Source organism: Vibrio sp. SNU_ST1 (assembly GCF_030563405.1).
GTDB lineage: Bacteria > Pseudomonadota > Gammaproteobacteria > Enterobacterales > Vibrionaceae > Vibrio.
Map to the genome: position 1 here is coordinate 1,403,733 of NZ_CP130748.1, position 16,079 is coordinate 1,419,811.

Below are 16,079 nucleotides of genomic sequence, written 5' to 3' on the forward strand. Positions count from 1 at the left end.
GAATTATCCTTTTGACTGGCTAGCGGTGTCTGCTTTTGAATCGAAGTCAGACAGGACAGAAGACGTTAAGTAACTTGAATAAGCATTCATTTCACTGGTGAGTGCTAACAGCTTATTAAGAGAAATTAGGTATTTGAATCGAGCAGCAGATTGCTGTGTTTTAATGCTTGCTAGATAAAGCTCAGCATCAACCACTTCTAACGAATTAGATAACCCTTGAGTGAAGGCTTTTTTACGAAGTGAAAGGTTTTCTTGAGCTAAAGACAGACTTGAGTTGAGGCCTTGAACTTCTTCAATTGCTTGGTTCGCTTCAAGATAGGTCTTTTGTACCAAAACGGTTAAGTCTTGCTTGGCTTGCGACTTAAGGAACTGGACTTGAGACACGGCGCTATGAGCGGCAGCGACTTTGTCGGAACGACCTGATGTGTTAAGTAGCGGTACATTTACCCCAATACCGACCAACCAATCGGGTTTCATTTCACTGGCTAGCGAGTCATCTTCATACAAGCTGTAATCACCGTAAAGGTAAACCTCTGGGTAGTATTTACCTTTCTCTGCTTTAATTAAGCTGCTCGCTTGTTTCTCTTTTGCATCAAGAATCTTGAGACCAGGGTAGGTCATGAGTGTTTGGTCAATGAATACGTCCATATGAGGGAGGTTCTTATTGATAAACAGTTGCTCTGAGGGTTCGACACTTTCACTTTGACCAAGGATCTGAGTCAGTGCTAATTGAGCAATCTTAAGATCGTTCTGGGCTTTAGTACGCTCGACAACCGCCTTATCTAAGGAAGCATCTGCTTGCAGACGTTCTACTCGAGCAATTTGTCCTTGCTGTTCAAGCTTGATAGCGAAATCACGGTGTTGAGTTAAGCCTGCTTCAACGGCTTGACGTGTTTTGACTACGTCTTCCGCTAAGATCACCGAGAAGTAGTATTTGCTTAAGTCTTCGTAACGAGCCTGTTTCTCCATCAGCAGTTGGCTTTGCGCTTCTTCGCTTTTACCTTCGGCAGCATTTTGCGCAGCGGTAATTCGTCCGCCAGTAAAGATAGGCCAAATAGCACGGATGGAAGAGCTGAAGATGTCTTGCTCGGTGATGGTTGAGGTAACACCGCCAAGCCCACTTAATATAGGTTGAAGAATACCTCCAACTGCACCTAAATTTGGCACGCCGCTTAAGCTATTTTTGAATTGTTCACCATTAATCGTCACATCACTATCAAGGTGCGTATAGTTAGCCCCCAAGGTGATCGAAGGTAGATTAAGGCTGCTTGTTGAATTCTGAAGGTGCTGATAACGTTCAACGTTGGCTTGTTGAGCCGCAAGTGAGTTGTTGTTCTCTTGCAATATTTGCCACGCTTCAGAAAAAGTGAGCGGGGCGGACAAAACTGGCGAAGCAAATGTGCCGAGAAGCATACTGGCGAGCGCAAGGTATCGGAATTTTGGTTTGGTCATCTGCATTAAATACCAAATTAGAGTATTGACTCTAATGTTAGCAGGGTGATAGTCATTTGTCTTGAGTTGATTGTCTCATATGTTCAGAAACGCGCATAACTCGTTAAGTTAATGTAATAAGATACGTGATGCGGGCAGCAAAGATCACTGAAACGAAAAGAGCACGACAAAGCGTGCTCTTTAAGTTCAGTATAGAAGTGTTCTTACAAAATGAAGTGGCTTATTTAAAGCTAGGACAATGGTGATCGGCGCGCCACACCAATTGTCTTGAACCTTGCATTGTTTGTAATAAATCTCTGCCTGACATTTGCGGGAACGCTAACAATACCTTGAGATCAAGAGGAGAGGTTCCGTCTTTCTCATAGGCTCTTACGTGAGTAAAAGTCGATTGTAAGTGTTTGAACAACATAGCCTTAGTAAGGCAGATTCCAAAGTTATCGCGTTTCATTGCCTGGTTTCCTTTTCAACAATGTTTATACGTTATGTTTTTATCCTGTTTCTATTGGACGTTGCCACTGATCGATACTTCCTGCTCATCAATGTTTTATTATTGGGCGCTGTTTTATCAGTCACCTCTGAGTTGTCTACTGGCCTGCCGCGTAAATAGAGATGTATGAATGAGGTTAGGTAGGTAACCTGTTTGTTCAACAACCGTAGCGGCGAGCGTGCAACTTTTAGTTATAGATACGTCCAGTAAATGAAGGTTTGTTGCCTTTTTGTTAATCGAAATTTCGATTTAAAGCCCAGTCTGAAAATCATGACTTATGGCTTGGCAACAATGAACTTCTTCATATGCAACTATTATAATCGTATTTGTTTTAAACAACCTAAAAAACACCTAAAAGCTTAGTGATCTAGCTCAATATTTATTCGTTTATTTTGCTTTTTAAGCTAATGCGTTCTAAAAATGAACGATTAATTGGAATGAACAACGTAAAGGATTATCAATTAACAATCTGCTCAATTATTTAGTTGAGTAACAGTCACAAATTCGCATACCTAGATAGGTCATGCGATTAACTTGGTGTTAACATCATTCGTCTAACATTAGGGATGGTGGAATATGAAATGGAGCAGTATCAGTTTCCGTAAAAGGTTACTGATTATCATGACGGTCACTGGCCTCGTTGAACTTTTGATACTTTCAGCGGCTGGTTTTTACTACATCAAACAATCTCAAGAGCAAGAGATGGGTTTGAAAGCGTTAGGTGTTGCTGAATTTCTATCTGAATCGCCACTCGTCACCAGCATTATTCAAGAAAGCGGAACGATAAACCCTATTGGTGTTCCCTATGTTCTGTCTGAAGAAACCCAAGTCAAATTTCGCAACCTTACTCAGCTCATTGGCGCGGCGTTCATCGTTGTGGGAGATGAAAATGGTATTCGCTTGATTCACCCTTATGATGACAGGCTTGGAAAGCCTATGCGTGGTGGTGACAACCAAAAAGCGCTGATCTTAGGCGAGTCTTATGTGTCGACGGCTAAAGGTTCACTTGGCTTCTCTGTCCGTGGTAAATCTGCCGTAAAAGACCAAAACGACAATGTGATTGGTGTAGTGTCGGTTGGCTACCTCTTGGATTCTTTACAAGATCGAATTGAACCTTACTTAGCCTTTTTGATTGTGATGGCCTTGCTGGTGGTTGCAGTTAATGCTGTGATTTCAAGCTATGTATCTCGTCGTTTTCAACGCGCTATTTTGGGTTTTGAGCCTGAAGAGATTGGCCGTTTATACGTAGAACTTGATGTGACCATGAGTACTGTGAAAGAGGGCATTTTAAGTATCGATAAGAGCGGTATTTTGCGATCAATAAACAAAAGTGCCTGCGATATCTTGTCTATTGACAGAGAGTCAGCACTCAACCAACAGCGCCTTTCTGATGTATTAGCGGGCAGTGACTTAGAACAGCTGCTATCGACTGGCGATACCGATCACGATGTTGAGCTGTACCTGAACAATAAGCGAATCATTGCCAACCGCAGCCCAATAGTCGTGGCAGGTGAGGTAGTTGGGGCGGTATCCAGTTTCCGATTACGAGATGAGATAAACGATTTAACCGATCAGCTTTCTCAAACTAAAGAGTATGCAGACTTACTTCGTTCGCAAACACATGAACACCAAAACAAGCTCAATACGATAAGTGGCTTGATTCAAATGGGTGAGCTGGACTCCGTTCAACAATTGATTGGTCAAGAAACCGCTCATTACCAGAGCTTGATTGAGTTCTTAAGAGAGACAGTGAAAGATCCACTGATTGCAGGCATGCTTTTAGGCAAAACAGAGCGAGCACGAGAGATTGGTTTAGAGCTTAAGGTCGAAGAAGGATCAAGGCTTGAGGCATTACCATCTTGGTTAAACGCTGAGGATGTCGTGACGATTCTTGGTAACCTCATCGATAACGCCTTTGATGCCACGATGATGGCGATCAAACAAGAAGGGAAAATTGCACCAGCTCGCCGTGTGATCGATGTGTCGATCAGTGATTTTGGCAATGAAATCATCGTGGAGGTTGAAGACAAAGGGTGTGGTCTGCCAAAACACTTGGCAACCAATGCACTCACCGAAAAAGGCGTATCGAGCAAAGCGAAGCAGAACCGAGGTGTCGGTTTGTATCTTATTAAGCAGCTTGCTGACCGATATCAAGGACAGCTTGAAATGGTCGACAACCACGATTTTGGTACGCGAATGACGGTTTATTTGCCAAAAGAAGAACAATAATAATTAAGCGCGAAGTGATCGAGTAAAGATCATCGTGATGGAAAAAGCATGGTTAAAGGAAGAACATAAATGAACGCAATCACGAGAGTCATGGTCATTGAAGATGATATTGCGATTGCAGAGCTTCACCATCGTTATTTAGAACAGATGGGAGGCTTTGATGTGGTCGGGATTGCGACCACACAGTCTGAAGCGTTAATGCAGTTAGATATCTTAAAGCCTGATTTGGTTTTATTGGATGTGTATCTGCCTGACGGATGCGGACTTGATATTTTGAACCACGTTCGCGGCAGCAATCAGGGCTGTGATGTGATTCTGATTACCGCAGCTCGAGACGTCGACACCCTTCAACAAGCAATGCGTGGTGGAGTCGTCGACTATCTACTCAAACCTGTGATGTTTCCTCGCTTGGAAGCAGCACTGAAAAAGTATCAGTCGCAGCAGCAAGAGTTTGAAAGTGTGTCGGATCTTAACCAAGGTTTGGTCGACAAGATGCTGCAAGCGAATGCTAAGGCCGACTCTCGAAAGGTTTCTACGTTACCGAAAGGGATCGATGGCGTAACGCTTGATAAAATTAGAGCCATTTTCCAACAAGCCGACATTACTGATATTACAGCTGATGAGGCAGGTGAACGTATTGGAGCGAGCCGAACCACCGCTCGACGCTATTTGGAATTCCTTATCACGACTGGCGAGTTAGTGGCTGACTTAAATTACGGGTCAGTAGGTCGCCCAGAACGCTGTTACAACAAAGCTAGAAGATAGATTTAGCGACAACAAGTCACAAAGATAAACGCGATGCTATGAAATAAATATAAAGCCAGTTGAGTAAGCTGGTTTTGGTTTTTTCTCCCTTTCTTATTGCTCACTCCACCGACCAGATACCGTTCTTTCTTGACTACAATGTTTGAGAATGCCGATTTGCTTCTTCTTCCGGATAGAACAGCTGAGTTATCGATTATAATTTGTTCGAAATCAGTCAATATTTAATCGATTGCTTTCACAGTGGTTGATGTAAATCAAATACTCATAGACAATACTGTCCCGAATAGAGGTGATAGCTTTCACCCTCGTTTACCAAACGCATTCTCAAGTGTAATAGGCACTCGCTATTGATGTAATAGCCAAGACCTATTATCTATTTTCGTATGTCGCTGATACCTTTGGCGAATACTAAAAACCTTGTTTTTATAGGAAAGATGATGGTAATACCTGAAAACAGCAGCATCGTTATTTTTGGTGCGTCGGGAGATCTAACTTACCGCAAGTTAATTCCTGCTTTGTACCACCTGTATGCTAGCAATCAACTTCCAGAATCCTTTGCGATTCTTGGAGTGAGCCGTACTGAGTACAGCGACGAGTCTTACCGTGAGAAGCTGAAGAAGTCTCTTCAGGAAATGGAAAAAACTGAGCCAGAGACGCTGAATGCATTTATTGAACATCTGCATTACCAAGCGATCAACACTTCAGATGTAGACGATTACGCTCGTCTAGCACAACGTCTGGATAAGCTTGAGCAAGACTACCAATTCGAAAATCATAACACATTGTTCTACTTGGCAACCCCGCCAAGCCTCTACGGTGTGATACCAGCAAACCTTGCTGCACATGGCCTGAACGATGAATCGAACGGCTGGCGTCGTCTGATTATTGAGAAGCCATTTGGTTACGATCTAGCATCAGCTCAAGCGCTGGATGAAGAGATCCATCATCACTTCCAAGAACACCAGATCTACCGTATCGACCATTACCTTGGTAAAGAAACGGTACAAAACCTTCTAGTGCTTCGTTTCTCAAACGCGATGTTTGAACCTCTGTGGAACCGTAACTTCATTGACTACGTTGAAATCACAGGTGCTGAGTTCCTTGGTGTTGAAGAGCGTGGTGGATACTACGATGGTTCTGGCGCAGTTCGTGACATGTTCCAAAACCACTTGCTGCAAGTGCTAGCAATGGTTGGTATGGAGCCACCTGCTCAAATCAATGCAGATTCTATTCGTGACGAAGTGGTTAAAGTACTTCAGTGTCTGAAACCATTGGAAGAAGACGACCTGCGTAAAGATTTAGTATTAGGTCAATACACAGCATCAGACGTCCGTGGTCAGCACTTGCCTGGTTACCGTGAAGAGCCGGGTGTAGCAGATGACTCTCGTACTGAAACGTACATTGGTCTTAAAGCACACATCAACAACTGGCGTTGGAATGGGGTTCCTTTCTACGTACGTACGGGTAAACGCTTACCAACGCGCGTAACGGAAATCGTGATTCACTTTAAGAACACGCCTCACCCAGTATTTGGTCAAGATGCACCAGAGAACAAACTGATTATCCGTATCCAACCGGATGAAGGTATTCAGATGAGCTTTGGTTTGAAAGAGCCAGGTGCAGGTTTCAAAGCAAAAGAAGTGAAAATGAACTTCTCTTACTCTGATTTACCTGAAACTCAAATGCTAACGGCTTATGAGCGTCTTCTTCTTGATGCACTGAACGGTGATGCGACTCTGTTTGCACGTACCGATGCAGTAGAAGCATGTTGGAAGTACGTTCAACCAATCTTAGATCTCAAACAAGACCCTCAAGCACTGTTTGGCTATGCTTGTGGTACTTGGGGCCCGCAAGAAGCCGATGAGCTTCTGCAACGTGATGGCCGCGCATGGCGTTTCCCATGTAAAAACCTAACAGACACGGATTACTGCGAACTATGATCAATCACAAGATCTTTGCAACGCCTGAACTGGTCGTTGAAAACCTAGCAAACGAAATGAAAGCATACAGCGAGCAGGGCAAACCTGTGCACATTTCATTGTCGGGTGGCAGCACGCCAAAAATGCTTTTCAAGCTTTTAGCGGAGGCACCATACGCGGAAGGTATTCAATGGAATAACCTTCATTTCTGGTGGGGCGACGAACGTTGCGTGGCACCTGATGACGCTGAAAGCAATTTCGGTGAAGCGAATACGTTACTTTTCTCAAACGTAAACCTTCCTGCAGAGAACATCCACCGCATCCGTGGTGAAGATGAGCCTAAAGCAGAAGCAGAGCGTTTTGCAAAAGAGATGGCAGACGTGATTCCAACAGAAAACGGCACGCCTGTATTCGATTGGATCCTGCTAGGTGTTGGTGCAGACGGCCACACAGCTTCACTGTTCCCGGGTGTAACTGACTACCAAGATGAGAACCTATCTGTATTAGCTTCTCACCCAGAGTCGGGCCAGATCCGTGTTTCTAAAACAGCGAAAGTTTTGGAAGCAGCGAAACGAATCAGCTACCTAGTACTGGGTGCAGGTAAAGTTGAGATCGTTAAAGAAATTCATACAACTCCTGCTTCAGAACTGCCTTACCCGGCAGCGAAAATCCAGTCTAAAACTGGCGAAACAGAGTGGTTCCTAGATTCAAATGCAGCAAGTGCTATCGCATAAGTGCGAATAGCCGCAAGGAGATAAAATAATGAAAGGTGATATCGGTGTAATTGGCCTAGCAGTAATGGGTCAGAACCTTATCCTAAACATGAACGACCACGGCTTCAAAGTTGTGGCTCACAACCGTACTGCTGCGAAAGTAGACGAGTTCCTAGAAGGCCCAGCTAAGGGTACTAACATTGTTGGTGCTTACTCTCTAGAAGAGCTAGTTGAGAAGCTAGAAGCACCACGTAAAGTGATGCTTATGGTTCGTGCTGGTGACGTTGTAGACACGTTCATCGACAAGCTTGTACCACTTCTAGACAAAGGCGACATCATCATTGATGGTGGTAACACTAACTTCCCAGACACTAACCGTCGTGTTGCTGCTCTTCGTGAGAAAGGCATCCACTTCATCGGTACGGGTGTTTCTGGTGGTGAAGAAGGCGCTCGTTTCGGTCCTTCTATCATGCCAGGCGGTTCTCCTGAAGCTTGGGAAGCGGTTAAGCCTATCTTCCAAGGTATCTCTGCGAAAACTGACGCGGGTGAGCCTTGTTGTGATTGGGTTGGTAACGACGGTGCTGGTCACTTCGTTAAGATGGTTCACAATGGCATTGAATACGGTGACATGCAGCTTATCACTGAAGCATACCAGTTCATGAAAGATGGTCTAGGTATGAACCACGACGAAATGCAGGCTGTATTTGCTGACTGGAACAAAACTGAACTAGACAGCTACCTAGTAGAAATCACGGCTGACATCCTTGGCTACAAAGATGAAGACGGTGAAGCGCTAGTTGAGAAGATCCTAGACACTGCTGGCCAAAAAGGTACAGGCAAATGGACAGGTATCAACGCACTAGACATGGGTATCCCACTGACTCTAATCACTGAATCTGTATTCTCTCGTTGCCTGTCAGCACTTAAAGATCAACGTGTTGAAGCTGAGAAACTGTTCGGCAAGACTGTTGCTCCAGTTGAAGGCGACAAGCAAGAGTGGGTTGATGCAATCCGTCAGGCTCTACTTGCTTCTAAGATCATCTCTTACGCTCAAGGTTTCATGCTAATGCGTGAAGCGTCGAACGAAAACGGCTGGGATCTAAACTACGGTAACGTTGCACTTATGTGGCGTGGCGGTTGTATCATCCGTTCTGCATTCCTAGGCAACATTCGTGATGCTTACGAGGCGAACCCAGAGATCGCATTCCTAGGTTCAGATGCATACTTCAAAGGCATTCTAGACAACTGCATGGGCGCTTGGCGTAAAGTTGCAGCTAAGTCTATGGAATCAGGCATTCCAATGCCATGTATGACTTCTGCACTAACGTTCCTAGATGGCTACACTACAGCTCGTCTTCCAGCGAACCTTCTGCAAGCTCAACGTGACTACTTCGGTGCTCACACTTATGAGCGTACTGACCGTCCACGTGGTGAATTCTTCCATACAAACTGGACTGGTACAGGCGGCGACACTGCTTCTACAACTTACGACGTATAATCGTTAGTTAGAATCAGTTAAGAACCTTTTTGTTCTGTAAGCTGTAAATAGAAAAAAGGATGCCAATGGGCATCCTTTTTTGTTGGTTTGCGCTCTATTCGATCTAGATAACAAAGAGTTTATATCTTAAGCCGTCATTACATGTGGTTGAGCATCGTCGTTGTATTGCTCCCGAATTGCCATAAAGTCGTCTAGGTTCTGTTTAAGGGCCTCAACACATTCTGGGTCGAACATTGAACCGTTGTGCGCTTCAATGTATTCCATCACTTCATCGAGTGTCCACGCGTGCTTGTAGGCTCTTTTACTCATCAGTGCATCAAACACATCGGCTAACGTCACGATGCGTGCTTCGAGCGGTATCGATGTGTTACTCAAAGCATCGGGTAACCCTGTGCCATCAAACCGTTCATGATGATGACGCACGATATTCTTTATGAACTGTATTTCGTCAGAACACATAGAGCTATGGCACGATAGAGCAACCACGTCATTGATCATTTCTTCACCGTATAAAGTGTGATTGTTCATGATGGCTCTTTCTTCTTCATTAAAGCGCGCGCTACTGAATAACACCTTATCTGGAATTCGATATTTTCCTATGTCGTGAAAGGGTGCGTACAGCCGAATTCGATGAATGAATTGGTGTGTAATTTCCCTTCTGGTGTGCGACAGAGTGCGAGCAATTTGTTCACTGTATTTACCCATTCGAATCAGGTGTTCTTTGGTTTCGGGATCTCGAGCATGACCCATATTTAAAGCGATCGCTAAAGAGGATTGAAAGTGACGCTGGCGTTCAAACCATTGGACGAAAAGACTGGAGATTACTTGAGTGAGATAGGCGATATCACATTGAATATGCTGGTTCGCAAAAAATCCCGTTGATGAAGCATTGATAAACACAAACCCAAGATTACTTTCTTGATGATGAATAGGCGTTGTGTAACTGCTTTGGTGGCCGAGTTCGAGTAGGTGAGATATTTGTTTGGTCGGGCTTATCGTGGTGAGGTCGTTGATGATTCGAGTATCTAAAGATTCTGCCATTCGAGATAAAGCCGATTCTGGCTTAAGTTCTTGTTCGATATAGCGGTGTTGCGCTTCTTGGCAGAGCGTGTCCGAAACAAAGTAATTTGATGCTCTGTTTTCACTGCACAGCACGACTGAAAGCCGAGATAATATGGGGTAATGTTCGCGAGCTAGCCGAAAAAGATCATCAACGATGGCGATAATATCTTTATCTTGGGCGGCTACTCTGCTGATTTGGGAGTAGTCAAACATGGTCAAAGCCAACCTTTATTTATAGTTATATCATTGTTTAATATCGTTATTTATAGGTTTCTATACCATTTCTAACATAACACCTTACTGTCAATTAGCAACACTGCGTTCTAATAATTTTAAATTTCATTGGTAAAGTAGGGATATTTCATTCTTCTATCATGGTTTTTGTTAACTTAAGCGAGTTTGGTGGATCTTTAAGAGAGACCCTTTTAGGAGGGGCGGCTGTATTAGACGCAACATCAGGGTGGTAAGTGACCATTTTAAAATTAAATTGAAAGATAAATAGGATAACGAGCATGCTTTATGCCATCATAAAGGCATAGATAAGGGCAATGGATGATATGCCCAAATGATTGAGCTAGAAGCGGTCAGTGATGACGGTGTTCTAGAGTAAATTCAAGGCCTTTAGTTGCCTTGGAAAAGGTAATATTATGACTGAAGAAGAAAGAATCGAACTGCAACAAAACAACCCTCTGCATGGCTTAAAACTAGACACCATGATCACTGAATTAGTGGATCATTACGGTTGGGAAATTTTGGACGCAGCAATGCGCATGAACTGCTTTAACACAAAGCCAACCGTTGCAAGTGCCGTTAAATATTTGAAAAAAACAGAGTGGGCTCGTGAAAAGGTTGAAAACTTCTACCTTTACCGTTTTAAGCGTATGCCTAAAGCGTCGGACATCGAATACCAGATGCCTCCGCGTTCGCGTACATTCCGTCACGGATTAGAGCCTCGTGAACCAATGGAATTGACGGTAGAGTCTATCCACGCTTCACAAGCTAAAGCTGCATCTGCATTTAAAGAGCGCCGCGGCGGCAACGGTCGTAATTTTCGTCGCTAGTAAAGGGCGTCGTTAATAGAAAGGCGTCGCTAGAAAAGCCGTCGAAATAGCCTAATCAACTAAAGCGATAAGCATAAAATGCAAAAGGAGCCTAAGCGCTCCTTTTTTAATGCGTGTCGCTTTAGTCGTTTGCCTTAAGCTTCGCGGTTCTTTCTTTGATTCTTCCAAAGGTCAACGACATAGACAATGGCGCTGATCAGTAAGAATAGCGCTGACACAGAAAACAGAGCGGGCATTTTGAGAATCCACGCGAATGTGGCAGCAAGAAAAGCGACAAAGCAAATGAGTCGACTTGATGACATGACATGACCGAGTTTAGTGTTCATAACGCCTCCTAATGAAGTCTCATTTTCGACAGGAGAATTATCCCACCTTTGGCAAAGTAAAGGCTAAAAAATAGTCTAAATTGTTATCAAATTTGCTAATTTAAGGACTCGTCTCACATATTTAGCTCTGGCTATTTTATAAGCAATAAAATAGCCAGATAGGCATCGAAAGGGAAAGTATTTTCGGTCGGTATTTCCAGCTGCAAGTCTTGTTGCACTGAATGTTTAGTTCGCATAAAACTTAGTTTGTATAGTACCTACATAGCATAGAGCCTAGTTGGTATGGAATCTACTTAGCATAGAACCTAGTTGGTATAGAAAAAGTAAGCGGTGATCAAAAAGCTCGCGATGATCACTGTGGTACGGACATATTGTTGAGGGATGCGGCGAGAGATTTTTGCTGAATAGTAACCTCCGACCAATGTCCCAAACAAAACGGCCATACCTGACAGCCAATCTATCGAACCATTTACAACAAAGAACACGATTGCCGCGAGTGATGCGCATGCCGATACCAACAATTTGATGCCATTCATCACGTTGATATTGGTATACCCAGCCAGTGCCAAATAACTCAATGTCACAATGCCTAAGCCTGCATTAAAATAACCACCATAAACACACACGATCAAAAGTAATACGGCTGAAAAGAACGCGCCTGCGCTGGTGGCGTGCTTATGTTTAGCGGTTACTTTCTTTAGCCATTTATTGAGTGTGCCACCAAACGTGAAAAGCAAAGCAGCGAATAGCAGTAGCCAAGGTACGGATTGAGTAAATAGCGCTTCTGGTGTGTGCAGCAGTAGAAATGCTCCGATGCCACCACCAATTACACACAAACCAATGGTCAGTTTTAGTTGCTTAGTACCAGATTGAATTTCGTGGCGTAGAGCGTAGGCTCCGCTGATATAGCCTGCGCATGAAGCAAAGGTATTGGTCGCATTAGCTGCGATAGGTGGAACTCCAGTGAACAAAAGAGCAGGGAAGGTGATGAAGCTACCACCACCCGCAATGGAGTTAAGTACACCGCCAATTACTCCCGATAAGAATAGAATCAACCAATCCATAGTTTAGAATCCAATGCGTTAAATGATCGTTTACCTTACTTGATTTCGTTACTAATATCAGTGTCACGTGTGTTGTAAAGGTAGGTTTGTGAGTTTGCTACCATCTTTAACCGTTTGTTCAAATTGAGCACCCAATTGAGAAAAGGAGCCAATGGCTCCTTTGGTTGAGAGTTAGTTGATTTGCTAGAGTTTTACACTTCTACAGGCTTTGCTCTAAAGCTCTTGAACAGCTTAACTAGAATCGGGCTTGAAAGAACCAATACTGCCAAGATAGTAAACGTCATCGTGATTGGGCGTTCCCATAGGAAGCTGAGCTCCCCATCGCTGATCATCAGTGCACGTCGTAGGTTCTCTTCCATCAAGCCACCTAAGATAAAGCCAAGCAATAATGGGGCAAGTGGGAAGTTAGCTAACCTCAACGCAATCGCAACCATAGCAACAATGAGCATTACAAAGACATCCATCGTATTGAAAGATACCAAGTACACGCCTGTGATTGAGAAGAAGATAATCATTGGCAGTAGTACCGTTCTTGGTACTGCTAGCAGTTTAGAGATGTAAGGGATCAACGGTAGGTTTAAGATAACCAGCACGATGTTGCCAAAGTACATAGAGATAATTACCGACCAAAATACATCTGGATGTTCAACGAACAGGCGAGGACCCGGCTGGATACCGTAAGCAATCAATGCACCTAACATGATTGCTGTTGTACCAGAACCGGGAATACCAAGCGTCAGTAGCGGTACGAATGAACCACTTGATGCCGCATTATTTGCTGATTCAGGTGCAACAAGACCACGAATACTGCCTTTACCGAACTCTTTCTGTTTGTCTTTTGGTGCAAGGCTACGTTCCATGCCGTAGCTTAGGAATGCCGCAATAGTGGCACCTGCGCCCGGTAAAACACCGGTAAAGAAACCTAGAATAGAGGAGCGAATAGAAACTGGCGCGACTTCTTTGAACTCTTCTTTGGTGACCTTCATGCTACCAATGTCTGACATCTTTTTGCTTTCTTCTGTGCTGGTGTCTTGCTCTGGCTTAAGAATACCCATCAAGGTCTCACCTAAAGCGAACGTTGCCATCGCTAATAATAGGAAGCTGAAGCCATCCATCAGATCCGTTAGGCCAAACGTGAAACGCTCAACGCCAACGCCTTTGTCGATACCTACTGTCGATAGCATCAAACCAAGAATGGTCATCATCCACGCCTTGATTACTTGACCTGGGCCCGCAAACGCCGCTACAGCTGATAAACCTAATAACATTAATGCAAAGTAGTCTGAAGACTGGAAACTCAATGACACACTTGCTAGAGCCGGAGCCGCAATTAAAAGCATGATTGCTGAAAGTGTACCGCCAGTGAAAGAAGAGTAAGCCGCGAGAGCAAGTGCTTTACCAGCTTGTCCTTTTTGTGCCATTGGGTAGCCATCGAATGCGGTTACTACCGTTGAAGAACAACCCGGAGCATTGATTAAGATTGATGATGTAGAGCCACCAAATACTGCACCGTAGTACACACCAGCCATCAGGATTAAGCCTGAAGAAGGGTCTAGGCCGTATGTAATAGGGATCATTAATGCGATTGCTGAAATTGGACCTAACCCCGGAAGCATACCGATGAAGGTGCCAACGAAACAGCCCACAATTACCATCATGATGTTCATTGGCATCACAGCGGTCGAAAGTCCTTGTAAAATTCCGTCTAACATAATGTTATCCCTACCAAAGAGTGAAAATTAAACCAGGCTCTAGGTAGATATCTAAGCCTTGAGTTAATAAAAGAAAGAACGCGATAACAAAAGGAAACGACGCGCCAAATAAAACAGCTTTACGACGCTCACCCAGTAGATAAAAGCCCGCAAGTAAGAAGAAACTGGTTGCTAAAACAAAGCCAAGATAAGTCAGCCCAACACCGTACAGTGCCATTAACACTAAGAAGCCAATCAGCAGTTTCCAGTTCAGGGGCGTTGTGTCGCATGTTACTTTCTTATCTGGTTGTCCTGTTATCAGCAGGATCAACGAAAGGCCAATGCCGATAAACGTCAACAGAGTAGGTAAGGTTCTTGCGGTAAACGGTTCATACTCGTCACCGGGAAACAAAGGAATCAGCGTGGTTTGGTAGCCATAGCATAAGCACGCCAACATAAAGATCATTGCGCCGAGGCGATCTTTAGAAAGCAGGGATTCCTTACTCAGAAATTTGGTTGGTAAGTCCGACATATCCAACTCCATTTGGGGTGGTATAGAAAAGTAAAAAAACCGTACATGAGCGAGTCAATGAAATGTCTGGGATCACTAACCAAAGGTAAGCGGATTACGGTGCTGGTTTATCAGCCACTTGCGTCTACAACGAATCAGCAAGCGTTAGTAATACGTCTACGAATAAACAAAGGAGTTTGAAGTTAACTCATGTACGGCGAAACAAGGAAAGAGTGAGAGGGTACGAATACTCTCTGCCATTGTTGGTTATTTCAAGAAACCAAGCTCACGCATAAGGTCGCCCATTTGTTTTTCTTGGTCTTCTAGGAACGCGTAAAAATCTTTGTCTGCTTTGTAGTTATCAATCCAACCGTTACGGTCACGAACTACTTGCCATTCATCGGTCTTGTACATTTTGCCCAGCGCTACATTCCACTCGTCGATTTTTGCTTGGCTAGTGCCTGGAGCTGCGAAGAAACCACGCCAGTTGGCAAATACAGTTTCGTTGCCGTACTCAGTCAGTGTTGGGATATTAGGTGCAGCGTCAAGACGCTTTGGCGCCGTCACAGCAAGCACTTTTACTTGGCCAGATTTAGACATTTCTAGCACTTCACCAAGGCCAGTAGAAAGCAGCTGTGTTTCGCCTGAAAGCAGTGCTGCCATCGCTTTACCGCCAGCATCGTAGGCAATGTAACGTACTTTTTTAGCATCAAAACCTTCGCCTTTGAACGCTGCAGCAACTACAAGGTGGTCCATGCTGCCACGAGCTGAGCCGCCAGCAATTTTTACTTTACGTGGGTTACTTTCGAACTCTTTAACGACGTCTTCCCAAGTGTTGTACTTAGAATCCGCAGACGCGACGATTGCGCCGTAGTCGGCAATAGTTGCTGCAACTGGTGTTAGATCTCGGAAAGATTGAGGGAAGATACCCGTTAGTGAACGAACAACGATAGGCGTTGAGTTCACCATTAGCGTGTCTTCTTGGCGTTGAGCCGTCTCGATTAGGTGAGCGATCGCTTTACCGCCGCCACCACCAGAAAGGTTTTGGAAAGAGACATTTTCTACGATGTCTGATTTCACCAATACATCACCCGTACCACGAGCTGTCATATCCCAACCGCCGCCAGCGCCGCCAGGGATTAGGAAGTGGATTTTTTCTACGTCAGCAGCAAAAGTGTTGAAAGAAAAGGTTGCTGCGATAATAGAAGCCGCAAGAGTAGGTTTCAGTGCCTTGAACATGGTTCACGTTCCTTATGTAGGGGATCTCTTCAATGGAGAGAAACTTATGGTTTATTTCCAGC

At 44.2% G+C, this 16,079-nt stretch carries 14 protein-coding genes; 6 read left to right on the forward strand and 8 right to left on the reverse strand.

Features of this window, described 5'->3' with window-relative positions; all coding sequences use genetic code 11:
- Nucleotides 1–3: 3 nt before the first annotated feature.
- Both Q5H80_RS06125 and Q5H80_RS06130 read right to left on the reverse strand, forming a co-directional pair.
- Entirely contained in the window at nt 4–1,458 is a 1,455-nt protein-coding gene (locus Q5H80_RS06125; protein ID WP_304569243.1) for a TolC family protein, read from the reverse strand.
- 214 nt (nt 1,459–1,672) lie between these two features.
- Entirely contained in the window at nt 1,673–1,900 is a 228-nt protein-coding gene (locus tag Q5H80_RS06130) for a hypothetical protein (protein ID WP_304569244.1), read from the reverse strand.
- A gap of 660 nt (nt 1,901–2,560) precedes the next feature.
- On the opposite strand from Q5H80_RS06130, the gene Q5H80_RS06135 reads away from it, so the two are divergent.
- From Q5H80_RS06135 to gnd, 5 genes are all read left to right on the forward strand, one after another.
- Nucleotides 2,561–4,168 carry a sensor histidine kinase gene (locus Q5H80_RS06135; protein WP_304569387.1) on the forward strand — a complete coding sequence of 536 codons (1,608 nt, stop codon included), beginning with the start codon at nt 2,561–2,563 and terminating at the stop codon, nt 4,166–4,168.
- Nucleotides 4,169–4,237: 69 nt separating this feature from the next.
- Nucleotides 4,238–4,933, forward strand: coding sequence for a response regulator (locus tag Q5H80_RS06140; RefSeq protein WP_304569245.1), 696 nt, complete (start codon nt 4,238–4,240; stop codon nt 4,931–4,933).
- A 437-nt stretch (nt 4,934–5,370) separates the two neighbouring features.
- Complete coding sequence (gene zwf / locus Q5H80_RS06145) at nt 5,371–6,873, forward strand: glucose-6-phosphate dehydrogenase (protein ID WP_304569246.1); 1,503 nt, start codon at nt 5,371–5,373, stop codon at nt 6,871–6,873.
- Entirely contained in the window at nt 6,870–7,586 is a 717-nt protein-coding gene (gene pgl / locus Q5H80_RS06150; RefSeq protein WP_304569247.1) for a 6-phosphogluconolactonase, read from the forward strand. Before zwf ends, pgl begins: the two co-directional genes overlap by 4 nt.
- A 28-nt stretch (nt 7,587–7,614) precedes the next feature.
- Nucleotides 7,615–9,063, forward strand: a complete 1,449-nt coding sequence (gene gnd, locus Q5H80_RS06155; RefSeq protein WP_004733587.1) for a decarboxylating NADP(+)-dependent phosphogluconate dehydrogenase — start codon at nt 7,615–7,617, stop codon at nt 9,061–9,063.
- Between the two features lie 126 nt (nt 9,064–9,189).
- On the opposite strand, the gene Q5H80_RS06160 is transcribed toward gnd, so the two are convergent.
- A complete protein-coding gene (locus tag Q5H80_RS06160) occupies nt 9,190–10,350 on the reverse strand; it encodes an HD-GYP domain-containing protein (RefSeq protein ID WP_304569248.1) in 1,161 nt (386 codons plus the stop codon).
- A 422-nt stretch (nt 10,351–10,772) separates the two neighbouring features.
- Between Q5H80_RS06160 and Q5H80_RS06165 the strand changes: the two genes are divergently transcribed.
- On the forward strand, nt 10,773–11,186 hold the full coding sequence (locus tag Q5H80_RS06165; protein ID WP_192890569.1) for a VF530 family DNA-binding protein: 414 nt from the start codon (nt 10,773–10,775) through the stop codon (nt 11,184–11,186).
- Between the two features lie 134 nt (nt 11,187–11,320).
- On the opposite strand, the gene Q5H80_RS06170 is transcribed toward Q5H80_RS06165, so the two are convergent.
- The 5 genes from Q5H80_RS06170 to Q5H80_RS06190 form a co-directional block, all read right to left on the reverse strand.
- A complete protein-coding gene (locus tag Q5H80_RS06170; RefSeq protein WP_012603791.1) occupies nt 11,321–11,512 on the reverse strand; it encodes a hypothetical protein in 192 nt (63 codons plus the stop codon).
- Nucleotides 11,513–11,817: 305 nt separating this feature from the next.
- Nucleotides 11,818–12,576 carry a sulfite exporter TauE/SafE family protein gene (locus Q5H80_RS06175; protein ID WP_304569249.1) on the reverse strand — a complete coding sequence of 253 codons (759 nt, stop codon included), beginning with the start codon at nt 12,574–12,576 and terminating at the stop codon, nt 11,818–11,820.
- 191 nt (nt 12,577–12,767) lie between these two features.
- On the reverse strand, nt 12,768–14,288 hold the full coding sequence (locus Q5H80_RS06180) for a tripartite tricarboxylate transporter permease (RefSeq protein ID WP_304569250.1): 1,521 nt from the start codon (nt 14,286–14,288) through the stop codon (nt 12,768–12,770).
- 10 nt (nt 14,289–14,298) lie between these two features.
- Nucleotides 14,299–14,799 carry a tripartite tricarboxylate transporter TctB family protein gene (locus Q5H80_RS06185; protein ID WP_304569251.1) on the reverse strand — a complete coding sequence of 167 codons (501 nt, stop codon included), beginning with the start codon at nt 14,797–14,799 and terminating at the stop codon, nt 14,299–14,301.
- A 246-nt stretch (nt 14,800–15,045) separates the two neighbouring features.
- Complete coding sequence (locus Q5H80_RS06190; RefSeq protein WP_009846588.1) at nt 15,046–16,017, reverse strand: tripartite tricarboxylate transporter substrate binding protein; 972 nt, start codon at nt 16,015–16,017, stop codon at nt 15,046–15,048.
- Nucleotides 16,018–16,079: the final 62 nt, after the last annotated feature.